The organism is Faecalicatena orotica (assembly GCF_003149245.1).
GTDB lineage: Bacteria > Bacillota > Clostridia > Lachnospirales > Lachnospiraceae > Faecalicatena_A > Faecalicatena_A orotica.
Window position 1 is genome coordinate 41,378 of the sequence record NZ_QGDL01000001.1, and the last position, 26,458, is coordinate 67,835.

Here is a 26,458-nt window from a genome sequence, read left to right on the forward strand (position 1 = left end):
TTCTTACAGACCGGGTAAGCGGCTGTGGCGGAATGGCAGACGCACAAGACTCAAAATCTTGCGGGGGTGACCTCGTGTGGGTTCAAGTCCCACCAGCCGCATAAGAGCGTGAAACTGAGTGAATCAGGTTTCACGCTTTTTGTGATTTTATACAGTTTATATTTTGTAGCGGATGGGGAAGATAAGATATCATGGCAGCAGAATAGGAGAGACGGATGATGAATGAAAAAGTATATGAATTCGATGCAATATTAAAGAAGGTGCCTGATATCGACGGCGCATATATTGATTTTCCTTATGATGTCAAAGAAGAATTCGGCAGGGGCAGGGTTAAGGTCCGGGCTACTTTTGACGGAGTGCCATATGATGGAAGTTTAGTCAGAATGAAGACGCCGAACCACATCATAGGTGTAAGGAAAGATATTAGACAAAAAATAGGGAAACAGCCGGGAGATATGGTACATGTAACGATATGTGAACGGATAACAAGTATTTAGAAAAACATCTAAATACTTGTTGATTTTTTGTGCCTGTTATGATATAAAGTAATTAGAAAGATTTCTAAATAGATTTTCTGAGAAAAAGGAGGGATGCAGATGAGCTTTGCGGAAACATTTAAGGCACTCTCTGATCCTGTCCGGCGGGAGATTCTGGTACTGCTTAAGGACGGAACCATGCCGGCAGGAGAGATCGCAAGTCATTTTGAGATGACGGGAGCAACAATTTCTTACCACCTCAGTGTGCTGAAAAAGGCGGATCTTGTAAGTGAGACAAAGATAAAGAACTATATTTATTATGAATTAAATACGTCTGTTGTGGAGGAAATTATGCTTTGGCTGTCGGAACTGAAAGGAGAGAATTGACATGAAGGAATACAAAAAACAAATCATAATAACAAGCGTGATTACGATTCTCCCGATGCTGGCCGGGATACTGCTCTGGGGCAGGATGCCTGATAAGGTTGCTGTCCACTGGGGGATGGATAATGTGGCGAATGGATGGGCAGGCAAGGCAACGGCGGTATTTGGAATGCCGGTGTTCCTGCTGGCTGTACAGCTGATCTGCGTTTTTGTGACATTAAACGATCCAAAGAAACAGAATGTCGGCCCTAAATTACTGAAATTGATCTTTTGGTTTATACCGATTATATCCTGGGTATGCTGCGGAACAATTTACATGACCGCTGTCGGTATAAAAGTGAATGTAGGATTGTGGGCGAATCTGCTCATCGGAATCTTTTTTGCTGCACTCGGAAATTATATGCCAAAAGGAAAACAGAGCTACACGGTGGGGATGAAACTTCCCTGGACACTTAACAGTGCTGAAAACTGGAACCGTACATCCAGATTCACTGGTAAGCTCTGGATAGCAGGTGGCATCTGTTTCCTGCTGAATGCCTTCTTACAGATAGGAAAACTAATTTTCCCCCTGCTTATACTTCTGGTGCTGATTCCTGCCATTTATTCCTATACACTTTATAAAAAAGGAATATAGAAAAAATTAAAAAATTTGGTTGACATTTTCAAATAACCTGTATATAATAAAGCATAATTTAATAAGCTAAACCGTTGAAGCGGAGATAAAAACATATCGTGCATTCACAGAGAGCCTGAGGTGGTGGGATTCAGGTAAACGCAGTTTGTTAAATGGACCGCTGAGGGCATGGGGGAAAGGTATAACTGCCGAGTATAGCATGACGTATGGGCGTACGTAAGTCGCCGGAGATATGATAGTATCTTGCTAAGTGCACAGAATTAGTCTGTGAATCAAGGTGGCACCGCGAATTGATGATTCAATCCGTCCTTGACATTACACGAATTGCGTAATGTCATGGGCGGATTTTTTGTTATTTAGAAAATTCTCTTAGAATTCTACTATGTTCAAAAAACAGAGGGCCTTAAACACTGAATGGCGATACGATAAGATTGCTTATTAAATAAAAAAGAATCTCTGACAAGTGTAAGATACGTTTAGGTACAGGGCAATCTTCACTTAGGTACAGGGCAAAACTTAATTAGGGACGTAGTAAACCTAAGAAATATTACGTCCCCAGAAAGGAGAACTATATGACTTATCCGGATTTGAAACAGGCAATTGAGTTAGCGGCAGCAGGGGATTTTCGCACGATGCCGGTCAGTATGGAGATGTTTTCTGATATGTATACTCCCATCAGTGTTTTGAGGAAGTTGAAGAATGTCAGTGAACACTGTTATATGCTGGAGAGCGCGGAGGATGCGAAGCGATGGGGGCGTTATAGTTTTCTGGGCTTTGAACCAACGATGGAAATCAGCTGCCGGAACGGGAGGCTCTGTATTAAGAATGGCGATGTTACAGAGGTTGAGACCGCCAGGCCGGGAGAATATATCCGAAAGGTGATCCGGGACCACAGGGCGCCGAAGGTGGAAGGGCTTCCTTCTTTTACGGGAGGTCTTGTAGGATATTTTTCTTATGATTATATCAAGTATGTGGAACCAACACTGAAGCTGGATGCGAAGGATGAGGCGCATTTCAGGGATGTGGATCTGATGCTGTTTGATCAGGTAATTGCGTTTGACCACCTTAGGCAGAAAATTGTTTTTGTTGTGAATATGCCTTTGAATGGAAATCTTGAAAACGAGTATGAGAAAGCATGCGAAAGACTGGAGAGACTGAAAGAAATCGTGCAGGCTGGGGAAATGAAAGAGCATGTTCCGCTGCATCTGAAAAGTGGTTTTCAGCCGCATTTTACGAAAGAAAAATACTGCGGCATGGTTGAAACTGCGAAGCAGTATATCTATGAGGGGGATATTTTTCAGATTGTTTTGTCGAACCGGCTGGAGGCGGAGATGGAAGGCAGTATTCTGGATGTCTACAGAGTGTTAAGAAGCACGAATCCGTCCCCGTATATGTTCTATTTTTCCAGTAATGATATTGAAATTGCAGGTGCATCGCCGGAGACGCTTGTGAAATTGGAGGATAAAACGCTCCATACGTTTCCTCTGGCTGGGACACGAAAGAGAGGAGAGACGATTTTGGAAGACATCAGGCTGGAAAAAGAACTGCTGGCGGATGAAAAGGAACTGGCGGAGCACAATATGCTGGTGGATTTAGGGAGAAACGACATCGGGAAGATCAGCAGGATTGGCACGGTGCAGCTTGAAAAATACCAGAGCATTGAACGCTTTTCCCATGTGATGCACATCGGCTCTACGGTCAGCGGAGAAATCAGGGATGATAAAGATTTCATGGATACGGTCGATGCAATTCTCCCGGCCGGGACTTTGTCGGGCGCTCCAAAAATCAGGGCATGTGAGATTATTAATGAGTTGGAGGATCTGAAACGTGGAATTTACGGAGGTGCAGTCGGGTACATTGACTTCACCGGAAATCTGGATACCTGTATAGCGATCCGCATGGCCTATGCAAAGGGCAGCAAGGTATATGTGTGTTCCGGCGCAGGAATCGTGGCAGACAGTGAGCCGGAGATGGAATATCAGGAGTGCATCAATAAGGCAAAAGCGGTGACAAACGCGATCGAAAGAGCGGGAGAGGGGATGGAAGAATGATATTACTGATAGATAACTATGACAGTTTTTCTTTTAACCTGTACCAGCTTCTTGGGGCGGAATGCAAAGATATACAGGTGATCCGTAACGATGAAAAGACGGTAGGGGAAATACGGGAGATGAACCCGGATTATATCGTGCTTTCCCCGGGGCCGGGAAGACCGGAAGACGCAGGAGTCTGTGTGGAAGTGGTGAAGCAGTTATACAGGGAAATCCCTGTTTTGGGTGTATGTCTTGGACACCAGTCCATCTGCCAGGCATTCGGGGCAGAAGTGACATACGCGAAGGAACTGATGCACGGAAAGACATCAAAGGTATGTTTAAACAGAGAGAGCAGATTGTTCAGAGGAATGAAGGAGCAGATTCCTGTTGCCAGATACCATTCCCTTGCAGTCAGTGAAGAAGGGTTTCCATGCATGCTGAAAGTGACTGCAAGGACAACGGACGGGGAAATTATGGCAGTTGAACATAAAGAATATCCGGTATACGGACTCCAGTTCCACCCAGAGTCCATTCTGACGCCGGACGGTTCTGAAATCATACACAACTTTTTAAATATAGAAAAGAAAAGCGGAAAGGAAGTAAGACATGATGATTAAAGAGGCAATTTTAAAGCTGGCAAAAAGAGAAAACCTGACCTATGGGGAGGCATATCAGGTGATGGATGAGATCATGAGCGGGGAGGCGAGCGATGTACAGATGAGTTCCTACCTGACAGCCATGAGCTTAAAGGGGGAGACAATTGATGAAATCACAGCATCCGCCGCTGATATGCGTGAACACTGTGTGAAACTGCTCCATAACGTGGATGCACTGGAAATCGTCGGCACCGGGGGAGACGGAGCCAATTCCTTTAACATTTCCACGACATCCGCACTTGTCATTGCAGCGGCAGGTGTGCCTGTAGCAAAACACGGAAACAGGGCGGCATCCAGTAAATGTGGTGCGGCAGATGTTCTGGAAGAGTTAGGGGTAAAGATCAACATTCCACCGGAAAAGAGTGCGAAGCTTCTGGAAAAAATCGGAATTTGCTTCTTGTTTGCCCAGAATTATCATATAGCAATGAAATATGTGGCCCCTGTCAGAAAGGAACTGGGAATCAGAACCATTTTTAATATCCTCGGACCACTTGCCAATCCGGCAGGCGCTAATATGGAAGTCATGGGTGTATATGAAGAGGCACTTGTAGAGCCGCTGGCAAGGGTATTATCCAAACTGGGGGTAAAAAATGCGATGGTTGTATACGGTCAGGACCAGCTGGATGAAATCTCCATGAGTGCCCCCACAACCGTTTGCGAGATCAAGGACGGGGAGTTCCATTCATACACCATCACCCCGGAAGAGTTTGGCTTCCGTCGCAGTGATAAAAACGAACTGTTGGGTGGAACACCAAAGATGAATGCAGAAATCACAAGGGCGATTCTGAATGGAAAAGAAACCGGTGCAAAACGAAGCGCCGTGCTGCTGAATGCCGGAGCGGCCCTGTATGTGGCCGGAAAGGCAGATACGCTCAAAGATGGCGTCAGACTTGCCGGAGAAACTATCGACAGCGGGAAGGCACTTCAGAAACTGGAAGAGTTCATTCGCTGTTCCAATGAAGAAGACTAGAGGTGGCTGATATGATACTGGAGGAAATAGCAGAAAAAACGAGGGAAAGAATCCAAAAAAGGAGGCAGCAGGTTTCCGAAGAAGAATTGAAGGAAAAGGCATACCTGCTGGCCGGGACAGAGAAGGAAAGAAACGGGGGGATATTTCCCTTCCCGTTCGAGAAGGCACTGGCCCGGGAAGGTATCTCTTTTATATGCGAAGTAAAAAAAGCGTCACCCTCCAAAGGTGTGATTGCAGAAGAATTTCCTTACAGGGAGATAGCAAGAGAATACGAGCAGGCAGGCGCATCTGCACTCTCCGTGCTGACAGAACCGTTTTATTTCCAGGGAAGCGACGATTATCTGAAAGAGATAGAGCGTGCGGTTAATATTCCAATCCTGAGAAAAGATTTTACAGTAGATGCGTATATGCTGTATGAGGCAAAGTGTATCGGGGCATCCGCAGTCCTGCTGATCTGCGCCATATTAGATGACAGGCAGCTTATGACATATATGGAAATAGCACAGGAACTGGGACTGTCCGCTCTGGTAGAGGCGCATACAGAGGAAGAAGTAAGAAGGGCACTGGCATGCGGGGCCAGAATTATCGGTGTCAACAACCGGGACCTGAAGACATTCTAGGTTGATATCCATACGAGTGAGCGGCTCAGAAGACTGGTGCCCAAAGACGTACTGTATGTATCCGAAAGCGGAATCAAATCGCCGGAAGATGTCAGACGCCTGAAGGAAAACGGAACAGATGCCGTGCTGATCGGAGAAACACTGATGCGGTCAGACAATAAGAAAAAAATGCTGGGTGAATTTCGTGGATAATGGAAGAACCGCAAAGGGGTCTGACCCCTCTGCAGGAGGGTCAGACCCCTTTGCGGTCCATATTCAGAATATTCTGATTTTAGTAGTCAGGGAGGCTTTATGAAGATTAAGATTTGCGGCTTGAGCCGCCCGGAAGATATTGATGCGGTGAATGGAAACCGCCCGGATATGATTGGATTTGTTTTTGCCCCGAAAAGCCGGAGGTATGTCTCTCCCCAGACGGCCCTTGAGTTAAAAAATCGGCTGGATCAGGGGATTCGCGCGGCGGGCGTGTTTGTGGATGAGACACTGGAGAATATTGTGGATCTGGTGCAGAAGCAGGTGATCGATCTTGTACAGCTCCACGGCTCAGAGAGTGTGGCGTTCATGGAGAAGTTAAAGTACCGCTGTGATGTCCCTGTGGTGAAGGCAGTTTCTATGACAGGGGACCGCTTTTCGCAGGAACTCCGTATGTGGGATGCAAGCCGGGTTGATTTTCTGCTATTGGACAGCGGGGCAGGAGGGACTGGGCAGCAGTTTGATTACGGCAGGATTACACGGGTTGAAAAGCCTTTCTTCCTTGCAGGAGGGCTGACCCCGGAAAACGTGGCCGAAGCGGCTCTCAAGGTGCACCCTTATGGTGTGGATATGAGCAGCGGGGTAGAGACAGATGGGAAAAAGGATAGGAAAAAAATAGAAGAAGCAGTCAGGAGGATTCGAAATGTCGAAAGGAAGATACGGTGAATTCGGAGGGCAGTACATCTCCGAAACATTAATGAATGAATTGATTCATCTGGAGGAACAGTACGAGTATTACAAAAAGGACCCACAGTTCAAACAAGAACTGAAAAAATTACTGAATGAGTATGCAGGACGCCCGTCTCTCTTGTATTATGCGGAGAAGATGACGAAGGATCTGGGCGGGGCGAAAATCTACCTGAAACGGGAGGATTTAAACCACACAGGCTCCCATAAAATCAATAATGTGCTCGGTCAGGTGCTTCTCGCGAAAAAGATGGGCAAGACCCGCGTGATTGCTGAGACTGGTGCAGGACAGCACGGGGTAGCCACGGCGACGGCTGCAGCGCTTCTTGGGATGGAATGTGAAGTGTTCATGGGAAAAGAGGATACAGACCGTCAGGCGCTGAATGTATACAGGATGGAACTCTTAGGGGCAAAAGTCCATGCAGTGACCAGCGGCACCCAGACACTGAAAGATGCAGTCAATGAGACGATGCGTGAGTGGACGAACCGGGTATCCGATACACATTATGTATTAGGTTCCGTTATGGGGCCGCACCCTTTCCCAATGATCGTCAGAGACTTCCAGAGCGTCATCAGTCAGGAGGCAAGGGCCCAGATTTTATCTGCGGAAGGAAAACTTCCGGCGGCAGTGCTTGCCTGTGTTGGAGGCGGCAGCAATGCGATGGGAATGTTCTACAACTTTATCAGGGATGAGAGTGTGAGGCTGATCGGCTGTGAGGCGGCCGGAAAGGGAATCGACACAGACCAGCATGCGGCTACGATGGCAAAAGGGACACTGGGTGTATTCCACGGGATGAAATCTTATTTCTGTCAGGATGAGTACGGGCAGATTGCCTCGGTATACTCCATTTCCGCTGGTCTGGACTATCCGGGGATCGGACCGGAACATGCCTACTTAAGAGATTCCGGCCGTGCCGAGTATGTGCCGGTGACGGATGACGAGGCAGTCGAATCATTCGAGTATCTGGCAAGAACAGAGGGCATCATCTGTGCGATTGAGAGTGCGCATGCAATCGCACATGCAAGAAAAATCGCACCGCTGATGGGGAAAGATGAGTCTATGATCATCTGTCTGTCAGGACGCGGAGACAAAGATGTTGCGGCAATCGCAAGATATAAGGGGGTAGATATTCATGAGTAAGATAAAAAATGCATTTGCCGGCGGAAAAGCATTCATAGCATTCCTGACAGCGGGCGACCCATCAGCCGAAAAAACAGCAGACTACATTCTGGCAATGGAAGAAGCCGGTGCAGATCTGATTGAAATCGGAATCCCGTTTTCCGATCCTACGGCAGAGGGGCCAGTCATACAGGAAGCGAACATCCGCGCATTAAGCAGGGGAATGACGACGGACGGCGTCTTCGGTATTGTGGAGGAAGTGCGCAGGAAAAGCCAGATCCCGCTTGTCTTTTTGACCTACTTAAACCCGGTTTTCCATTACGGGTACGAGGCGTTTTTCGAAAAATGTGAGGAACTGGGAGTGGACGGCATCATCATCCCGGACCTTCCCTACGAGGAAAAGGGAGATCTTGCTGAAATCGCTAAAACCCACGGGGTAGATGTGATTTCCATGATTGCACCGACATCCAGACAGCGGATACAGATGATTGCTAAAGAAGCAAAGGGCTTTCTGTATATCGTATCATCGATGGGTGTGACCGGCGTGAGAAACAATATCGAGACCGATATCCCGGCCATCGTTTCTTCTATTAGAGAAGTGACCGATATTCCGGCAGCAGTCGGGTTCGGCATCAGCACGCCCGATCAGGCAGAAACAATGGCTGCTGCCTCCGACGGGGCAATCGTCGGCAGCGCGATCGTGAAATTAATAGAGAAACATAAAGACCATGCTGAAGAAGCACTGCGGGAATATGTAAAAACAATGAAAGCGGCCGTAAAAAGCGCAGAGTAATGAAATGCGGAATCCATTCCCGGCAGATTAGGATGAAACAAAAAGGGATTGCCTGAAAGTCATGACAAACATTTCAGCAATCCCTGACTGCTCTATAAGAGAGAGAATAAAAAGGTTTTAAAAACGTGACAGCAGTTCCGCAATCCTGCTTATTCTGTCATCTGCCTGAGGAACCTCACCGAAGCCATATTCCGTGAAGATAAAAGGAATCCCGGCCTCCTGGCATGCCTGGTAATCCCCCAGGGTATCCCCCACATAAACAACATCCTTCAGCCCGTGGCGGCCCATTAGTGTCAGGATTGTCTGGCCTTTGGAAGTAAGTGTGTCACCGAAACAGAGATGGTCCTTAATTACATCCTTAAGGCCGGAAGTCTTCATAAACACTTCAATATAGCCGCACTGACAATTGCTGACGATATAAAGATCCGTTTTTTCAGAAAGAGCCCGCAGCGTTTCAGCAACGCCTTCGTACAGAATCCCGGGCTTTGTCTCCAGAAGCTTATTTTCATACTCAAAACAGAGATCTCCGAGTTTCTGCTGCTCTTCTTCGGAGAGCTCGGGGAAAACGGCATCATATATCTCATCCATTGGTTTTCCAAACAAATTTTTCAGCATATCACCGTCAATCCTGACATCCAGATTGGAGTGCGCGGCAATAGCCTGATTCCATGATTCGGCTACAGTATCCGTGGAATTCCACAGTGTGCCGTCTACATCAAAAATAATTCCGTCCATATAGATTCGATTCCTTTCTGTCACTAAAATTGAATGATACTGTGTGCAGGGAAAAGCATTCTGCAGCACCTATTAAAAAATCTACTTTTCATCATAACATAAAAATGGCCTTTTAAAAAGAAAGATTTTAGTGTATACTCTAATATGATAATGTCAGGGTCAAAAGGATTTTGCCCCAACATCATATGATTAATGAAGATTTCCGGTAAAGCACAGGTACCGGATAATGGAGAATAAAGAAGATGAGAGAAAAGATAGTATTGATAGATGGCCACAGCATTTTAAACAGAGCGTTCTATGGGGTACCGGACCTGACGAATTCGGAAGGACTCCATACGAACGCTATTTATGGTTTTTTAAATATCCTGTTCAAGATTCTGGACGAGGAGAAACCGGAGTATCTCACGGTGACATTTGACGTACATGCCCCCACATTCCGCCATGAGATGTATGCGGAATATAAGGGGACGAGGAAGCCGATGGCGGAGGAACTCAGACAGCAGGTTCCCGTGATTAAGGAAGTGCTCAGGGCAATGGATGTCGAGATCATCGAGAAAGCAGGTCTGGAGGCAGACGACCTTCTCGGAACGATCTCCAGAATCTGCGAGGAAAAAGGGATGGACGTTGCGATTATATCAGGTGACAGGGATACCCTGCAGCTGGCAACAGAGCATGTCAAGATCCGCATTCCGAAGACAAAGCAGGGCAGGACAGAGGTTGAAGATTACTATGCTTCGGATGTAAAAGAAAAATACGGGGTGACCCCGGTTGAGTTTATTGATGTTAAAGCACTGATGGGAGATGCATCCGACAATATCCCGGGTGTTCCGGGAGTCGGGGAAAAGACGGCGACAAAGATCATCATGGAGTACGGGAACATCGAGAATGCATATGCCCACGCCTCGGAGTTAAAACCGCCCAGAGCCAGCAAGAACCTGCAGGAATACTGGGACCAGGCGTGCATGAGCAAGACACTGGCTACGATCAATACCCATGCGGACATCGAGTTCCATCTGGAAGCCGCAAAACACGGCGACCCGTATACAAAAGAGGCGCACGATTATTTTCAGAAATTACAGTTTAAAAATCTCCTGAGCCGTTTTGATGTCGAGGCATCCTCCAATAAAATTGAGTCCCATTTTAAAGAGATTAACGAAAAAGACAGGGCAGAGAAAGTCTTTAAGGAGGCAGAAAAGGCCAGTACAGTGGGAGCGGCACTGACAGAAGATAACGGGAATGTACTTCCGCTGTTTGCGCACGCATCCGGCTATGGGAGGCTGACTATTGCATATGGAAAGGACAAGATCTATTCTATCGTCTGCGGCCCTGATATGGAGATGGATTATCTCTTTGAAAGGCTGGTGCATATTGCAGAAAACGTACAGACATTTTCTATGTTTGATTTGAAAAAATATCTTCCGGTTGTTAAAATAACAAAGCAGGAGAACTGTTTTGATGCGACTGTGGCCGCCTATCTTTTAAATCCTCTGAAGAACGATTACACATATGAGGATGTGGCCAGAGAACAGTTAAACCTGATGATAGATGAGAAGGCTGACCCGATGACAAAAGCCTGCTACGAGGCTTATACGGCATATGCCGCTGCAGGCTCCCTGACGGAGAAAATGCAGGCAGAGGGGATGTACCATCTCTTTACAGATATTGAAATGCCGCTTGTATTTACCTTATTCGATATGGAACAGGCGGGAATACAGGTTGAGGCAGAGGCGCTGAAGTTCTACGGGGAACAGCTTGGCGCACGTATCGTAGAACTGGAAAAAGAGATTTATGAAATGGCGGGGGAGACATTTAACATTAACTCTCCAAAGCAGCTTGGTGTCGTTTTGTTTGACCATATGCAGCTTCCGAACGGGAAGAAGACAAAAACAGGATACTCCACGGCCGCTGATGTGCTTGACAAACTGGCACCGGATTATCCTGTTGTGGAAAAGGTGCTGGAGTACCGGCAGCTATCCAAACTGAAGTCAACCTATGCGGACGGACTGGCGGTATATATATCCTCCGATGGCAGAATCCACGGAAAATTCAACCAGACAATCACGGCTACGGGACGGATCAGCAGCACGGAACCCAATCTGCAGAACATTCCGGTGAGAATGGAACTGGGGCGCCTGATCAGAAAGGTATTCGTACCGAAGGAGGGCTGTGTCTTTATTGATGCCGATTATTCCCAGATCGAACTGCGTATACTGGCCCACTGTTCCGGGGACGAGCAGTTGATCCAGGCATACAAAGAGGCAAGGGATATTCACCGGATGACGGCATCACAGGTATTCCACACACCATTTGATGAGGTGACCGACCTGCAGCGCAGGAATGCGAAGGCAGTAAATTTTGGGATCGTATATGGGATCAGCTCCTTCGGACTGAGCCAGGATTTGAGTATCACGAGGAAAGAGGCTGCCCAGTATATCGAGAATTACTTTGAAACCTATCCGGGCATCAAACGTTTTCTGGATGATACCGTGGCCCACGCCAAAGAAGAGGGCTATGTAGTAACGCTTTTCGGCAGGAGAAGACCCGTGCCGGAGCTGAAATCAAGTAATTTTATGCAGCGCAACTTCGGAGAACGTGTTGCCATGAACGCCCCGATTCAGGGATCTGCGGCGGATATCATGAAAATTGCCATGATCGGGGTAAACAAGGAGCTGAAAGAAAAGGGCCTGAAGTCAAAACTGATCCTGCAGGTACACGATGAGCTTTTAATCGAGGCTGACAAGGAAGAGCTTGAGACTGTACAGGAGATTCTGAAACGGCAGATGGAACAGGCCGCAGATCTGGATGTGCCCCTGATCGTGGACATGCACACAGGTGAGAACTGGTATGAAGCAAAATAAACATCATTTTGCGACCACAGGCAGTGCAGGAGAACGCATATGAAAGTCTTAGGAATCACAGGAGGTGTAGGCTCGGGAAAGAGTGAGGTCCTGCACTATTTAGAGAAAGAATACAAGGCGGTTGTCTGCCAGCTGGACGAGGTAGCCAAAGAACTCCAGAAGCAGGGCGGCATATGTTATCAAAAGATTATAGAAGCGTTTGGAACCGGAATTCTGGGTGAGGACCGGGAACTGGACAGGCAGAAGCTGGCCTCCATTATTTTCCAGGATGAGGAAAAACGGAAGATTTTAAACGAGATCGTCCATCCTGAGGTAAAACGCTGGGTGGAACGGGATATGATAGAAAAAGAAGAGAGGAAGGTGCCGCTTTACGTGATTGAGGCGGCCCTTCTGCCGGAAGCAGGTTATGAAGACATCTGTCCGGAGTTATGGTATATTTATGCACGGGAAGACGTCAGAAGGAAAAGATTAAAAGATTCCAGGGGGTATTCCGATGAAAAAATCAGCCGTATGATGGCGGCCCAGTCCAGTGAGGATGTGTTCCGCCAAGCCTGCAGGACGGTGATTGACAACAGCGGGACATTTGAAGATACAAAGAAACAAATAGGAGAAAGAATATGAGATTATGCAGCATTGCGAGCGGCAGCAGCGGGAACTGTATTTACGTGGGAAGTGACCAGACACACCTGCTCGTAGATACGGGGATCAGTAAAAAAAAGATTGATGCCGGCCTGAAAGAACTGGATATTAAAGGAGATGAACTGAAAGGGATTCTCATTACCCATGAGCATTCGGACCATATACAGGGACTGGGCGTTTTCAGCCGGAAATATGAGATTCCGATCTATGCAACACCGGGAACAATCGCGGGAATCCGGTCCTACGGCCCGCTGGGGAAGATGCCGGAAGGACTTCTCAACCCGATCCATACGGATGAAAGTTTCACACTGGGGGATATTACCATAGATCCGTTCCGCATTTCGCATGATGCAAACGAGCCGTCCGGCTACAGGATGAACTGTGGGGGCAAATCGGTTGCAGTGGCGACGGACCTGGGAATTTATGATGAATACACGGTAGAAAAGCTCCAGAATCTGGATGCAGTGCTTCTGGAGGCAAACCATGACATACATATGCTGGAAGTCGGTTCCTACCCATATTACCTGAAACGGAGGGTAATGGGAGATAAAGGGCATTTATCGAATGAATTGTCAGGACGGCTTCTTTGTGATATACTACATGATAATTTGAAGCACATCGTGCTTGGACATCTCAGCAAGGAGAACAATTATGCGAAGCTTGCCTATGAGACAGTGAAACTGGAAGTAACTCTCGGCGACAATGATTACCGTGGTGAAGACCTCGATATGGCGGTTGCCAACAGAGATATGATTTCAGAGATTATTACCGTTTAAATGCTTAGGAGGAAGAGAAAATGAAGAAGTGTATTGTAACAGTTTTAGGAAAAGATACGGTGGGAATTACTGCAAAGGTATGCACATATCTGGCAGAACATAAGATCAACATTCTGGATATCTCCCAGACGATCATCCAGGGATATTTTAATATGATGATGATCGTGGACGTGACCAGCCTCGAGAAAGATTTCAAACTGGTCTGCGATGAGATGGAAGCACTCGGTGAGGAGATCGGTGTAAATATCCGCTGTCAGAGAGAAGAGATATTTGAGAAGATGCACAGACTGTAAGAGGAAACTGATAAGAAGTGTAGAATGCGAGGATAAAGTACTATGATTAACATGTATGAAGTGTCAGAAACCAATAAAATGATTGAGCAGGAGAATCTGGATGTCCGTACCATCACTCTGGGGATCAGCCTGCTTGACTGTATCGACTCTGATCTTAACGAACTGAACCGTAAGATATATGAAAAGGTTACCGGGCTGGCGAAGAACCTGGTATCTACAGGAAATGACATTGAAAGGGAGTTTGGCATCCCGATTGTAAATAAAAGAATCTCCATCACCCCGATCTCGCTGATAGGTGCCGCGGCATGCAAGAGCCCGGAAGACTTTGTGACGATTGCAAAGACACTGGACCGCGCGGCAAAAGAGGTTGATGTCAATTTTATCGGCGGATATTCCGCACTTGTTTCCAAAGGAATGACAAAAAGTGATGAGAACCTGATCCGTTCAATCCCTCAGGCACTGGCAGTGACAGAGAGAATCTGCAGTTCTGTCAATGTAGGCTCCACAAAAACAGGAATCAACATGGATGCAGTGCGCCTGTGCGGGCAGATTGTGAAGGATACGGCCGAGGCAACGAAAGAAAATGATTCTTTAGGCTGCGCAAAGCTCGTGATTTTCTGTAATGCACCGGATGATAACCCGTTCATGGCTGGTGCGTTCTTAGGTGTTACAGAGGCGGATGCGGTTATTAATGTTGGTGTCAGCGGTCCCGGAGTTGTCAAAAAGGCTCTGGAAAAAGTACGTGGAAAGGGGTTCAAAGAACTCTGTGAGACGATCAAAAAGACTGCCTTCAAGGTAACCCGCGTCGGCCAGCTTGTTGCAGGGGAAGCGTCCAAGAGACTGGGTGTCCCATTCGGAATCGTAGACTTGTCCCTGGCCCCGACTCCGTCAGTGGGAGACAGTGTGGCAGAGATTCTTGAGGAGATCGGTCTGGAGAGAGTTGGTGCACCCGGAACAACAGCGGCGCTGGCCATGCTCAATGACCAGGTGAAAAAGGGCGGCGTTATGGCGTCTTCCTACGTGGGCGGCTTAAGCGGTGCATTTATCCCGGTCAGTGAAGACCAGGGCATGATTGACGCGGTTAATGTAGGCGCCCTGACGCTTGAAAAGCTGGAGGCCATGACATGCGTATGCTCTGTCGGATTAGATATGATAGCAATTCCGGGGAAAACAACAGCAGGTACCATTTCCGGCATCATTGCGGATGAGATGGCGATCGGTATGGTGAACCAGAAGACGACGGCAGTACGCCTGATCCCGGTAATCGGAAAAGATGTGGGAGAGACAGCAGAGTTCGGCGGCCTCCTCGGTTATGCTCCGATCATGCCGGTAAACGAATTCAGTTGTGAGGAGTTTATAGGCAGGGCAGGCAGAATCCCTGCACCAATACACAGTTTCAAAAACTAAAACAGGGGAAATAATTATTTATGAAGAAAATTGCCATTGTAACAGACAGTAATAGTGGAATTACACAAAAACAGGGAAAAGAGATGGGAATCTATGTCCTGCCGATGCCATTTTTCATTGACGGCGAACTGTTTTTAGAAGATATCACTCTTTCTCAGGAAGAGTTTTATCAAAAGCTTGGCGACGATTCCGATATCTCCACATCGCAGCCGGCTCCGGGGGACCTTCTGGATCTTTGGGATAAACTGCTCAAGGAACATGATGAGGTGGTGCATATCCCGATGTCCAGCGGTTTAAGCGGAAGCTGTGAAAACGCAGTTATACTTTCAGCAGATTATGAAGGCCGGGTACAGGTCGTTGACAACCAGAGGATTTCTGTCACACAGGTACAGTCGGTTCTTGACGCACTCAAACTGAGGGAGGAAGGAAAATCTGCCCTTGAGATCAAACAGATTTTGGAAAAGGAAAAACTGGAAGCCAGCATCTATATTACAGTGGATACTTTGAAATATCTGAAGAAGGGCGGAAGGATCACACCTGCCGCTGCGGCACTCGGTACAGTGCTGAACCTGAAGCCGGTCCTGCAGATCCAGGGAGAAAAACTGGACGCCTTCGCGAAGGTGAGAGGATGGAAGGCGGCAAAGCGCACCATGCTCAAAGCGATCGAAACAGATTTGAAGGAACGTTTTGCAGGAAAGGAAGACCAGATGGTTCTGGGAATGGCTTATACCTGTGGCAAAGAAGAGGCACAGGCATGGAAGCAGGAAATCCATGAGAGGTTTCCACAGTATGAGATTATTGAGGGACCGCTATCCTTAAGCGTAGCCTGCCATATCGGGGCAGGGGCAATGGCGGTGACCTGTATGAAGCGGTTATAAAGACAGTACTGATTCAAAAAGAAAAAGGTGCCGGGGCCTGGATCATTCTTGCCCCGGCACCTTTTTTGCACGGCCGGACTGCCAGATGTAAAACAGGAGCCGGATGCAGGAACAGGCAGACCCACGTCTGTTCCCGGATCAAACTTTCAGGATCGGCTGACTGTATTCGTTCTGGAAGGCAGTCTTATATTTATCGGTTATGACGGATTTATACAAGTTTGAAGCAAGAATGTCGTGATGAAGCATTTTCCTGCCGGCTTCCGGAAGCTCCTCCGTATCATAGAGATTGGTGAGAAGGGGCAGGGTCCCATTCTTAACGACGCTGCCCAGAACCCTTTCCCGGTCTTTCCGTACGCCCAAAAGCCGGGCATAATAGTGGTAACCGCCGTCTATATATTCCTCCACGTTAATTTTCTTGAGCCCGAGCATAATGTGCAGCAGTGCGCGGTTGATGCGTGTCTGTGTAACCTCTTTCGTCTTAAGCAGCTCGCAGAACTGTTTGTAATTGAAGAAGTTGTTCAGCTGGTTGCTGATCCGGTTTGCCAGTTCTTCGGATACATCCATATAACGGTCCAGGTCCCGGGCAGTTTTATTTAAAAGTTTATACTTCATGATCAGGGAAAAATCGTTCTGATACACGGGATACATAACATGGTGGTAATCCTTCAGGATTTCCAGACAGCAGGCCGGCACCTGATCCTCCAGTTCGTTCAGGATATTTGAAAAGTGTGTGTTCTCAAACGTGCCCCCGCCCGAACGCGTGCTCAGTGCGGAACCGGAATAGGCGAGCAGGGAACGGATTGCGGATGCAGAACTGTAATTGGACTGGAGCTGCGTATCATGGTAACCGGACTCCTGACGCCGGATAGTGTAAGGCTTTATAGAACTGCCCAGCTTTTTCAACGCCTTTAAATATTCGATGCCGAGAATGTTGTTCGGATCGTCCAGCAGGTGCGAATATGCGGTGTTTCTCATATAGGCGGAAAATGCCTCCTGTCTTGCGGCAGGAAAGGAAAGGCCGGCTTTCAGATTTGTCTGTAGAAAATTTTTGTATTCGGCCGGTTCCTCGCAGAGCACACCGGCGACGGTCTGTAATCCTTCCAGGTCGTTGCATTCACTGCCGAAGCAGATGGAATCTACAATTCCGAGGCTGTCTAAGAAGGATACGGCGCCCATCGCGAAAAGTTCGGCGCTCCCGGTAGCATAGCAGACCGGGAGTTCGAACACCGCACCAGCACCACACTCCAGCGCCATTTCCGCCCGGATATATTTAGGCATGATGGCCGGAGTCCCCCGCTGCACATAATCTCCGCTCATAATCACGAGTACCGTGTCGGCGCCTGTGACCTCTTTTGACTTCTCGATATGATATTGATGACCATTGTGAAATGGATTATATTCAGTAATTAAGCCGACAATTTTCATAAGAATCTCCTTGTATATCAATTTATTAACCATTATACTATAAAAAGACGGGATGTTATAGAGTGAGTTTTTTGTTTATAAAAGACGGTTTATGTGAAAGATAAAGAAGAGCAGAGAAAAACAAAAGAGGGTGTATGGCATGGAAAAAGAAATGATACTTGAACTGCTGGAACAGCGGAAATTTAAAGAACTAAAAGAAGAATTAGAATCCATGCATCCGGTCGATATCGTGGAGATGCTGGAGGACTTTGACCAGAAGCAGCAAATGCTGGTATTCCGTCTGCTTGCCAAGGAAGAGGCGGCAGAAGTATTCACGGATATGAACAGTGATATGCGTGAGGACCTGATCAATGCCCTGACTGATTCCGAGCTGGAAGAGGTCATGGATGAGATGTATGTCGATGATACCGTTGACGTGCTCGAGGAAATGCCGGCGAACGTTGTCGACCGTCTGCTGATGGTGACGGACGAGGAGACGCGGCAGAAGATCAATATACTTCTGCAGTATCCGGATGACAGTGCAGGAAGTATTATGAATGTGGATTACATCAGCCTCAGGAAAGAAATGACGGTTGCCGATGCAATCCTTAAGATCAGGCAGGTCGGGATCAACAAAGAGACTATCTACACCTGTTATGTCACGGAAAAGAAAAAACTCATCGGTGCCGTCGATGTCAAAGATCTTCTGACAGCAGGTGAATCCAGACTGATAGAAGAGATCATGGATGAAAATGTGCTTTGTGCAAAGACGCTGGATGATAAGGAAGATGTCGCGATTACGATTAAAAAGTACGGCCTTGTTGCGATTCCGATCATCGATCATGAGAACTGCCTTGTCGGTCTGGTAACGGTTGATGACGCGATGTTTGTCCTGCAGGATGAGACCACGGAAGATATCAGTATCATGGCCGGTGTCAGCCCGAATGAAGACTCCTATTTCGGGACTTCCGTATTCAAACATGCAAAGAACAGGACTCTCTGGCTGATGTTGCTGATGCTTTCCGCGACGGTAACCGGGGAGATTCTCGGACATTATGAGGCCGCGATGGCGGTCATGCCCGTGCTGATCACATTTATCCCCATGCTCATGGGAACCGGCGGTAACTGTGGGTCACAGAGCTCGACGCTGATCATACGCGGGCTTGCGGTCGGCGAGATTCAATTCAAAGATATATTCAGGGTCATTTTTAAAGAGATACGTGTGGCCTTTGTTGTAAGCTGCCTTCTGGCTGTTGTAAACGGAATCCGTATCTATATTATGTATGATCAGAACCTGACGCTTGCGTTTGCGCTGGGACTGACGATGATGGCAGTTGTTGTCATGGCAAAATGCATCGGCTGCACCCTGCCCCTCCTGGCAAAGAAACTGGGGCTGGACCCGGCCATCATGGCGGCCCCGCTTATCACGACGATACTGGACACCTGTACGATTCTTGTTTATTTTAACATTGTAACGGCGGTTTTCCACCTGTAGGGGAAGAATCCCACTGAGATATAACAGAAATTGGAGATTGTACTTAAAAATGCACATGCAATCTACTTGTATACAAAATTTCTTTGCGTTATAATGAAAGAAGTGAGAAAAAATGAAAGGTGGCTTTAAATCATGGGATTTATTGATGAAATCAAGGCAAGAGCAAAGGCTGATAAGAAGACGATTGTACTTCCGGAAACAGAAGACGCAAGAACTTACAAGGCTGCAGAAGCAGTTTTGAAGGAGGGGACCGCTGACCTGATCCTCGTGGGAAGTAAGGAAGAGATCGAGAAGAACGGCGCAGGATATGATATTTCTGGCGCAACGGTTGTAGACCCTGCCACAAGCGACAAGACAGATGCTTATATCGCGAAACTGGTAGAACTCAGACAGAAAAAGGGAATGACAGAGGAGCAGGCAAGAGAAATCCTTCTGACAAATTACCTGTACTATGGTGTTATGATGGTGAAGATGGGGGATGCAGACGGAATGGTATCCGGTGCGTGCCACTCCACGGCAGATACGCTCCGCCCATGCCTGCAGATCCTGAAGACAAAACCCGGAACTAAACTGGTTTCCGCATTCTTCGTAATGGTAGTGCCAGATTGTGATATGGGGGCAGACGGAACATTTATCTTCGGAGATTCCGGTCTGGAGCAGAACCCGGATCCGGAGAAGCTTGCAAATATCGCAGTTTCTTCCGCAGAGTCTTTCAGAACACTGACAGGAAAAGAACCTATCGTAGCAATGCTTTCACACTCTACAAAAGGAAGTGCAAAGCATGCGGATGTGGATAAAGTAGTTGAGGCAACCCAGATTGCAAAAGAACTGGCACCGGAATTAAAGCTTGACGGAGAACTGCAGCTGGATGCAGCGATCGTACCTTCTGTTGGGGAATCCAAGGCTCCGGGAAGCCCGGTTGCAGGACATGCCAACGTATTGATCTTCCCGGATCTGGATGCCGGAAATATTGGGTACAAGCTGGTTCAGAGACTGGCAAAAGCAGAAGCGTACGGACCTCTTACACAGGGAATCGCAGCTCCTGTTAATGATTTATCACGTGGCTGCAGCGCTGAAGACATCGAAGGCGTTGTCGCAATCACAGCAGTGCAGGCACAGGCACAGTAAATCATCAGGTTATGTTTAAGAGAGGCAGATGCCGCTGCGGACGCCCGGAGCGTGCAGGCAGCATCAACGATGCCCCTTATATATACAATTTCAGGAGGGTAAAGAAAATGAATGTATTAGTAATCAACTGTGGAAGTTCTTCTTTAAAATTCCAGTTAATCAACTCTGAATCAGAAGAAGTACTTGCAAAAGGTCTCTGCGAAAGAATCGGAATTGATGGCAGCCTTACTTATCAGCCTGCCGGCGGAGAGAAAGTAAAAACTGCAAAGGACATGCCTACCCATACAGAGGCAATCCAGTTTGTAATCGATGCGCTGACAGATGAAGCGACAGGCGTGGTAAAGAGTCTGGACGAGATCGGCGCTGTCGGGCACCGTCTGGTACACGGCGGAGAGAAGTTTGCATCTTCCGTTATCATCACAGAAGAAGTTAAGAAAGCAGTAGAAGAGTGTAATGACCTTGCACCTCTGCACAATCCTGCCAACTTAATCGGTGTAAACGCATGTGAGAAGCTGATGCCGAACACACCTATGGTTGCAGTATTTGACACCGCATTTCATCAGACCATGCCGGAGAAAGCATACATGTACGGACTTCCGTATGCTTACTATGAGAAATATAAAGTTAGACGTTACGGCTTCCACGGAACAAGCCACAGCTATGTTTCCAAAAGAGCTGCAGAGATTCTTGGCAAGCCATACGATGCTACGAAGACAATTGTCTGCCACCTTGGAAACGGTGCAAGCGTATGTGCAGTCCTGAACGGGAAATCTGTCGATACATCAATGGGATTAACACCACTTGAAGGTCTTGTAATGGGAACACGTTCCGGAGATATCGACCCGGCCATTCTGGAATTTATCGCAAAGAAGGAGGATCTGGATATCGAAGGACTGATGAAGGTCCTGAATAAAGAGTCCGGCGTATACGGACTTTCAAACGGACTCTCCAGTGATTTCCGTGACCTCTGCGCTGCAGAAGAAGACGGCAACCAGCAGGCAAAAGTAGCTCTCGAAGTATTTGCCTACAGAGTTGCAAAATACGTAGGAAGCTATGTGGCAGCCATGAACGGTGTAGACAACATCGTCTTCACGGCCGGAATCGGTGAGAACGACGGCGCAATCCGTGCAGAAGTATGCAAATATCTCCAGTTCCTTGGAATAGAGATCAATAAAGAAGCAAACGCAGCAAGAGGAGAGGAAGTCATCATCTCCACTCCGGATTCAAAAGTAAATGTACTCGTAATCCCTACAAACGAAGAACTGGCAATCGCAAGAGAGACAGTAGCACTCGTAAAATAAGTCTGTCAGGGAAATCAAAGAGTTCCATAAAAGTGAGCGGGTCATAAATCCGCTCACTTGCTTTGTCAGAATATTCTGAATATGGACCGCAAAGGGGTCAGACCCCTTTGAAAGATGATATTTATGCCAGAATCTGTATTTTTCTTGTTGACAAACTATTTTTACATGATATAATAATTTAGGTATGAATAGGAGTTATGAAGATGTTAATTAACCTATCAGACGTTCTGTCAGAACAGCACAAGACAGTTGAAGAGACAGTGCCGCTCAATCTGGAGTCGATGGATTTAAAGTCCGGGTCATATCCGATTGTCAGTAAGGAACCTGTACACGTTGTCGTTTCACATGTGAAGGACAAGGAATTACAGATCAAGGCCGAGAGCAAGGTGTGTGTAATCATTCCATGTGACCGCTGCCTGGAGGATGTAAAGCAGGAGATTGTACTGGATTTTACCAAGCATGTGGATCTCAACATTCCAGACGCTGATCTGCCGGAAGGATTAGATGAATCAAATTTCATTGACGGATATCATCTTGACGTGGACAAATTGCTCTTTAATGAGATATTGATAGGATGGCCGACGAAAGTTCTATGCAGGGAAGACTGTAAAGGCATTTGCAACGTTTGTGGTCAGAACCTAAATCTGGGGACCTGTAACTGTGAAGACACAGGACTTGACCCGAGAATGTCAGTTGTCCGTGATTTGTTTAAGAATTTTAAGGAGGTGTAACCTATGTCTATCTGTCCAAAGAATAAATCTTCTAAAGCTAGAAGAGATAAGAGAAGAGCTAACTGGAAGATGAGTGCTCCGAACCTTGTGAAATGCAGCAAGTGTGGAGAACTTATGATGCCTCACAGAGTATGCAAAGCTTGTGGCTCTTACAACAAAAAAGAAATCATTTCTGTTGACTAATGAAGACAGGACAAGGCTTTCCGGGAGACCGGGAAGCCTTTTTTCATGGGCTGACACCAATTTTACACCAAATTACCGAGGATCAGGTACTGCCGGATAAGAATAGCCTGTTTTGTCTATATTGTATAAAAATGTAACATAGTCTTTGTGTTTATTGTAGAAAATACAAATACCCCTTGCATTCTTAAATCAGGCATGGTAGTATTTAGACATGAAATGAATCGATTCATATTTAAAGAAACCCAGTAAATTAAAGGAATAAATCACATATTTGTGAATTGATTTTATTCCATCATTTCCAAAACGAAGGAGGAAAAGGAATGAAAAAATTTGTGGTGTTAATTTTAACGGTATGTATGGTATTTTCACTTGCTGCCTGCGGAGGAAGTAACAGCAGTGACAGTAAAACCGACAGTGGGGACAGTAAGACGGAAGATACTGTTGATAAGAAGACAATTGCACTTGTACCTCCGGCAATGATTTCTCCTTATTATAAGTCCGTAATTTCAGGCGCTCAGGAGGCTTGTGACGATCTGGGATATGAATTGAAAACACTGGCCCCGGAATCTGAATCAGATTATGCGGCACAGGTTCAGATAGTTGAAGATATGATTACACAGAAGGTTGACGGTATCATTCTCTGTGCGATTAACAGTGATGCGATTGTGGCAGCAGTAAAGAAGGCAAACGAGGCTGACATCCCGGTGATTATGTTTAATACACAGAATGAACTGGCTGGCGGAGAAGTTGCATGCTATGTAAGATATGACCAGTATGAAGCGGGCGGAAAAGTATGTGATTTCGTGGCAGAACAGTTTGGGGACAAGTTAAAGGTTGCGATTGTAGAAGGACTTCCATCTGACCATACAACAGAGAGAATGGGCGGGTTTGTAGATAAGGCAAAGGAGAAATACCCTGACATTGAAGTCGTTGCAAGCCAGGCCGGCGACTGGGAACGTGAAAAAGGAATGAATGCCGCAGCAAATATGCTTCAGGCAAATAAGGATATTAATGTAATCTTCGCTTTATGCGACGAGATGGGCCTTGGAGCAGTACAGGCAGTCAAAGAGGCCGGATCTGACGCAAAAGTAGTAAGTTTTGACGGTAACCCGAATGCAGTGGCAAGTATTCAGGCGGGTGAGCTTGTATCAACAGTATCCATCGGAGGACCCGGGACAGGCACGGAGTGCGTGGAAGCACTGCATAAGATCTTTGAAGGAGAGACGGTGGATAAGATTGTAAATGTAGACACTGAGATTGTCTGGAAGGAGAATGCAGACCAGTTCCCGTCAGATGCTGATTAGAACTGCCGGCCGGCAGAGTGCACAGCACGGTCTGAACGGTAACTAAATATCAGCCACAGTAAAGGGACAATAGGTTTTAAGGGGCTGCCGGTACGCAATCAGATATGTTCAATCTGCGCTGCGGTGTATATCCGGAAGGAATACAGTATCAGCCGCCCCTTCCCTGAGCGTGTATGATAAATCATCGGTATACATGATTTATCATACATGCTCTAAGACAAGTCAGGAGGAAGCAAATGGCAGATCAATATATTTTGAAAATGTCAGACATTACAAAACGTTTCCCCGGAGTACTGGCACTGGACCATGTGAGCCTTCGTGTAAAGAAAGGGGAGGTACACGCTCTGCTGGGTGAAAACGGAGCGGGGAAATCTACACTGATGAAGATCCTTTCAGGTGCATACGTGAAGGATGAAGGTGAGATAGAAGTATTCTCACAGAAGTCGGAGCTGGGGAATCCGAAGGCGGCCGAAGATTTAGGAATCAGTATTATTTATCAGGAACTGAATCTAATCCCTACGCTGACCGTAGCGGAAAATATATTTCTCGGATGCTATAAGATGAGTAATCCGGTGAAAGTGAACTGGAAAGCGGTTTATCAGGAAGCGGACAGATTACTGGAAGATCTGGGGGTAGATGTAAAGAGCACGGATTACATAAGGGATCTGGGCATTGCAAAGCAGCAGATGGTAGAAGTTGCAAAAGCACTTTCTAAAGATGCGAAAATCATCATCATGGACGAACCTACGGCTCCTTTGACAGAGCGGGAAACGAAAAATTTGTTCCGCATCGTGAAAAAGCTGAAGGAAGAACAGGTCTCTATCATTTATATATCCCACAGGCTGGAAGAAGTAATGGAAATCTGCGACCGGGCTACAGTTATGCGGGACGGGTGTACGATAAAAGAACTGGATATTGCAAACGTCACGATGGATGAGATTATCCGTCTGATGGTAGGCCGGGAACTGAAAGAGAAATTTCCAAGGATTGAGAAACAAATCGGAGATGAAGTCATACGGGTGGAAAATCTGTGTGCAGGTTCCAGAGTGCAGAATGTCAGTTTCTCTGTAAGGGCGGGCGAGGTGCTCTGTGTGGGAGGGCTGGTCGGCGCGGGACGGACAGAAACAGTCCGGGCGGTTTTTGGTCTGGATGCCAGGACAGACGGGCGTATATATATTGACGGCAAGGAATGCAATATCCGGAATCCGAAGGATGCGATCAGCGCGGGGATCGGGTACGTGACAGAAGACAGGAAAGGCGAAGGACTGATCCTGAAACTGGGGGTAGGCGAGAACGTGACGCTGGCCGCACTGGATGCATTCAAAACGGGGATACATCTGAATTTAAGCAAAGAGAAGAACACCGTAAAAGAGTATGTCAGTAAACTAAATATCAAAACTCCGTCTGTTTATCAGAAAGTGGAGAACCTTTCGGGAGGGAACCAGCAGAAAGTCGTTCTGGCAAAATGGCTCCTTTCCAAATGCCGGGTGCTGATACTGGATGAACCGACCCGCGGAATAGACGTAGGTGCGAAAATAGAAGTTTACAGTCTCATTAATGAGCTGGCAAAGGAAGGAAAGGCGATTCTTGTTATTACATCCGAGATTCCGGAACTGCTTGGTATCTGTGACCGTGTCGTTGTCATGGCAAGAGGAAAGGTGAGTGGTTCCCTGAGCAGAGAAGAGGCAGACCAGGAATCCGTTATGACACTGGCGGTCGGAGCAGAGGAAAGGGGAAAACAGCATGAAGCTTAAAGGAAAAGAAAGAAAAGGGACAAGTTATCTGGGGATTTTGATTGCACTGGTGGCACTATGCGTAGTACTTACGTTTGCCAGCGACAGCTTTCTTACGGCGTCCAACCTTCTGAATGTCTCACAGCAGATATCCACAAACTTCCTGATTGCCATCGGGATGACGTTCATCATTCTGCTTGGCGGGATTGACCTTTCGGTAGGCTCCATCATAGCAGTTACAGGACTTATGATGGGACTGATGATGAAGAACTGGAATATGCCTGTGATCTTAAGTCTTCTGCTTGGCGTCGCATTTGCCTCGGCAGTCGGACTCGTGACAGGACTATTGATCACCGGGTTTGAGCTGCCTCCGTTCATTGCAACCCTGGGCATGATGTCAATCGCCAGAGGGGCGGCATACACCATTACAGAGGGACAGCCGATTTATACCTTCCCGAAGGGATTTCTGGCTATTACAGGACGGTACGGCGGGATACCGGTTTTTACCATTCTGATTATGGTGGTTATGTTCGCAGTCGCGGCATATGTGCTGAAATATACAAAGTACGGCCGTTACATTTATGCAATCGGCGGCAATGAAAACTGTGCAAAGCTTTCAGGCATAAATGTGAAAAAAATCAAATGCATCGCCTATGTAATCAGCGGCTTCTGCTGTGGTGTTGCGGCAATCGTGCTGACCTCCAGGCTGGATTCGGCGGTACCGACCAATGCAGACGGTGCGGAGCTGGATGCCATCGCGGCAGTCGTAATCGGCGGGACATCCATGACAGGCGGGGAAGGGACACTCGTAGGCACAATCATTGGCACCATGATCATCGGCGTGGTTGCCAACGGGCTGAACCTTTTGAATGTACCGCAGGGAGCACAGAGAATGGTGAAAGGCGGCATTATTGTGCTGGCCGTTATTGTAGACGTAATAAGAAGAAAGCGGAGCCAGAAGGCCTGATACA

25 protein-coding genes, 1 tRNA gene and 1 pseudogene are annotated in these 26,458 nt (G+C 47.1%); 25 read left to right on the forward strand and 2 right to left on the reverse strand.

Going from position 1 to position 26,458, the window contains the following annotated elements:
• The first annotated feature begins 18 nt into the window (after nucleotides 1-18).
• The 11 genes and pseudogenes from A8806_RS00185 to trpA all read left to right on the forward strand — a co-directional run bounded on the left by A8806_RS00185 (nucleotide 19) and on the right by trpA (nucleotide 8,622).
• Nucleotides 19-101: transfer RNA gene (locus A8806_RS00185), tRNA-Leu, on the forward strand.
• Between the two features lie 117 nt (nucleotides 102-218).
• Nucleotides 219-497: a DUF1905 domain-containing protein gene (locus A8806_RS00190; protein ID WP_109729154.1), complete on the forward strand. Its 279-nt coding sequence runs from the start codon at nucleotides 219-221 to the stop codon at nucleotides 495-497.
• Between the two features lie 99 nt (nucleotides 498-596).
• The gene (locus tag A8806_RS00195) at nucleotides 597-863 is read left to right on the forward strand and encodes an autorepressor SdpR family transcription factor (RefSeq protein WP_146203241.1); all 267 of its coding nucleotides are present in this window, start codon (nucleotides 597-599) and stop codon (nucleotides 861-863) included.
• Between the two features lies 1 nt (nucleotide 864).
• Complete coding sequence (locus A8806_RS00200) at nucleotides 865-1,494, forward strand: SdpI family protein (RefSeq protein ID WP_109729156.1); 630 nt, start codon at nucleotides 865-867, stop codon at nucleotides 1,492-1,494.
• A 572-nt stretch (nucleotides 1,495-2,066) separates the two neighbouring features.
• Entirely contained in the window at nucleotides 2,067-3,545 is a 1,479-nt protein-coding gene (trpE, locus tag A8806_RS00205) for an anthranilate synthase component I (RefSeq protein ID WP_109729157.1), read from the forward strand.
• On the forward strand, nucleotides 3,542-4,144 hold the full coding sequence (locus tag A8806_RS00210) for an anthranilate synthase component II (protein WP_109729158.1): 603 nt from the start codon (nucleotides 3,542-3,544) through the stop codon (nucleotides 4,142-4,144). The genes trpE and A8806_RS00210 overlap by 4 nt, the downstream gene beginning before the upstream one ends.
• Nucleotides 4,137-5,153 (forward strand): anthranilate phosphoribosyltransferase, encoded by a 1,017-nt coding sequence (gene trpD, locus A8806_RS00215; protein WP_109729812.1) that lies wholly within the window; start codon nucleotides 4,137-4,139, stop codon nucleotides 5,151-5,153. Before A8806_RS00210 ends, trpD begins: the two co-directional genes overlap by 8 nt.
• 11 nt (nucleotides 5,154-5,164) lie before the next feature.
• A pseudogene (gene trpC, locus A8806_RS00220) lies at nucleotides 5,165-5,965 on the forward strand (indole-3-glycerol phosphate synthase TrpC).
• Nucleotides 5,966-6,064: 99 nt separating this feature from the next.
• Entirely contained in the window at nucleotides 6,065-6,688 is a 624-nt protein-coding gene (locus tag A8806_RS00225) for a phosphoribosylanthranilate isomerase (protein WP_109729159.1), read from the forward strand.
• Nucleotides 6,666-7,850 carry a tryptophan synthase subunit beta gene (trpB, locus tag A8806_RS00230; protein ID WP_109729160.1) on the forward strand — a complete coding sequence of 395 codons (1,185 nt, stop codon included), beginning with the start codon at nucleotides 6,666-6,668 and terminating at the stop codon, nucleotides 7,848-7,850. The genes A8806_RS00225 and trpB overlap by 23 nt, the downstream gene beginning before the upstream one ends.
• Complete coding sequence (gene trpA, locus A8806_RS00235; RefSeq protein WP_109729161.1) at nucleotides 7,843-8,622, forward strand: tryptophan synthase subunit alpha; 780 nt, start codon at nucleotides 7,843-7,845, stop codon at nucleotides 8,620-8,622. Before trpB ends, trpA begins: the two co-directional genes overlap by 8 nt.
• A 117-nt stretch (nucleotides 8,623-8,739) precedes the next feature.
• Here the strand turns inward: trpA and A8806_RS00240 are convergent, their stop codons facing one another.
• The gene (locus tag A8806_RS00240; RefSeq protein WP_109729162.1) at nucleotides 8,740-9,357 is read right to left on the reverse strand and encodes an HAD family hydrolase; all 618 of its coding nucleotides are present in this window, start codon (nucleotides 9,355-9,357) and stop codon (nucleotides 8,740-8,742) included.
• Between the two features lie 242 nt (nucleotides 9,358-9,599).
• Between A8806_RS00240 and polA the strand changes: the two genes are divergently transcribed.
• Genes polA through A8806_RS00270 form a run of 6 tightly spaced genes read left to right on the forward strand, consistent with a single transcriptional unit; the run spans nucleotide 9,600 to nucleotide 16,208 of the window.
• Nucleotides 9,600-12,215 (forward strand): DNA polymerase I, encoded by a 2,616-nt coding sequence (gene polA, locus A8806_RS00245; protein WP_109729163.1) that lies wholly within the window; start codon nucleotides 9,600-9,602, stop codon nucleotides 12,213-12,215.
• Nucleotides 12,216-12,254: 39 nt separating this feature from the next.
• Nucleotides 12,255-12,836, forward strand: a complete 582-nt coding sequence (gene coaE, locus A8806_RS00250) for a dephospho-CoA kinase (RefSeq protein WP_109729164.1) — start codon at nucleotides 12,255-12,257, stop codon at nucleotides 12,834-12,836.
• On the forward strand, nucleotides 12,833-13,630 hold the full coding sequence (locus A8806_RS00255; RefSeq protein ID WP_109729165.1) for an MBL fold metallo-hydrolase: 798 nt from the start codon (nucleotides 12,833-12,835) through the stop codon (nucleotides 13,628-13,630). The genes coaE and A8806_RS00255 overlap by 4 nt, the downstream gene beginning before the upstream one ends.
• Before the next feature lie 20 nt (nucleotides 13,631-13,650).
• On the forward strand, nucleotides 13,651-13,923 hold the full coding sequence (locus A8806_RS00260; RefSeq protein WP_109729166.1) for an ACT domain-containing protein: 273 nt from the start codon (nucleotides 13,651-13,653) through the stop codon (nucleotides 13,921-13,923).
• Between the two features lie 42 nt (nucleotides 13,924-13,965).
• On the forward strand, nucleotides 13,966-15,330 hold the full coding sequence (locus A8806_RS00265) for a PFL family protein (protein ID WP_109729167.1): 1,365 nt from the start codon (nucleotides 13,966-13,968) through the stop codon (nucleotides 15,328-15,330).
• A gap of 20 nt (nucleotides 15,331-15,350) precedes the next feature.
• Nucleotides 15,351-16,208 carry a DegV family protein gene (locus A8806_RS00270; RefSeq protein WP_109729168.1) on the forward strand — a complete coding sequence of 286 codons (858 nt, stop codon included), beginning with the start codon at nucleotides 15,351-15,353 and terminating at the stop codon, nucleotides 16,206-16,208.
• 138 nt (nucleotides 16,209-16,346) lie between these two features.
• Here A8806_RS00270 and A8806_RS00275 read toward each other — a convergent pair whose 3' ends face one another.
• Entirely contained in the window at nucleotides 16,347-17,633 is a 1,287-nt protein-coding gene (locus tag A8806_RS00275; protein ID WP_109729169.1) for a nucleotidyltransferase, read from the reverse strand.
• A gap of 139 nt (nucleotides 17,634-17,772) precedes the next feature.
• Between A8806_RS00275 and mgtE the strand changes: the two genes are divergently transcribed.
• From mgtE to A8806_RS00315, 8 genes are all read left to right on the forward strand, one after another.
• Nucleotides 17,773-19,107 (forward strand): magnesium transporter, encoded by a 1,335-nt coding sequence (mgtE, locus tag A8806_RS00280; RefSeq protein ID WP_109729170.1) that lies wholly within the window; start codon nucleotides 17,773-17,775, stop codon nucleotides 19,105-19,107.
• A gap of 132 nt (nucleotides 19,108-19,239) precedes the next feature.
• Complete coding sequence (gene pta / locus A8806_RS00285) at nucleotides 19,240-20,235, forward strand: phosphate acetyltransferase (protein WP_109729171.1); 996 nt, start codon at nucleotides 19,240-19,242, stop codon at nucleotides 20,233-20,235.
• 107 nt (nucleotides 20,236-20,342) lie between these two features.
• Nucleotides 20,343-21,536: an acetate/propionate family kinase gene (locus A8806_RS00290; RefSeq protein WP_109729172.1), complete on the forward strand. Its 1,194-nt coding sequence runs from the start codon at nucleotides 20,343-20,345 to the stop codon at nucleotides 21,534-21,536.
• A 203-nt stretch (nucleotides 21,537-21,739) separates the two neighbouring features.
• The gene (locus A8806_RS00295) at nucleotides 21,740-22,267 is read left to right on the forward strand and encodes a YceD family protein (protein ID WP_109729173.1); all 528 of its coding nucleotides are present in this window, start codon (nucleotides 21,740-21,742) and stop codon (nucleotides 22,265-22,267) included.
• 3 nt (nucleotides 22,268-22,270) lie between these two features.
• On the forward strand, nucleotides 22,271-22,450 hold the full coding sequence (gene rpmF, locus A8806_RS00300; protein ID WP_004068723.1) for a 50S ribosomal protein L32: 180 nt from the start codon (nucleotides 22,271-22,273) through the stop codon (nucleotides 22,448-22,450).
• A 320-nt stretch (nucleotides 22,451-22,770) separates the two neighbouring features.
• Nucleotides 22,771-23,754 (forward strand): sugar ABC transporter substrate-binding protein, encoded by a 984-nt coding sequence (locus tag A8806_RS00305; RefSeq protein WP_109729174.1) that lies wholly within the window; start codon nucleotides 22,771-22,773, stop codon nucleotides 23,752-23,754.
• Between the two features lie 236 nt (nucleotides 23,755-23,990).
• Nucleotides 23,991-25,508: a sugar ABC transporter ATP-binding protein gene (locus tag A8806_RS00310; protein ID WP_109729175.1), complete on the forward strand. Its 1,518-nt coding sequence runs from the start codon at nucleotides 23,991-23,993 to the stop codon at nucleotides 25,506-25,508.
• A complete protein-coding gene (locus A8806_RS00315) occupies nucleotides 25,498-26,454 on the forward strand; it encodes an ABC transporter permease (RefSeq protein ID WP_109729176.1) in 957 nt (318 codons plus the stop codon). The genes A8806_RS00310 and A8806_RS00315 overlap by 11 nt, the downstream gene beginning before the upstream one ends.
• Nucleotides 26,455-26,458 lie beyond the last annotated feature (4 nt).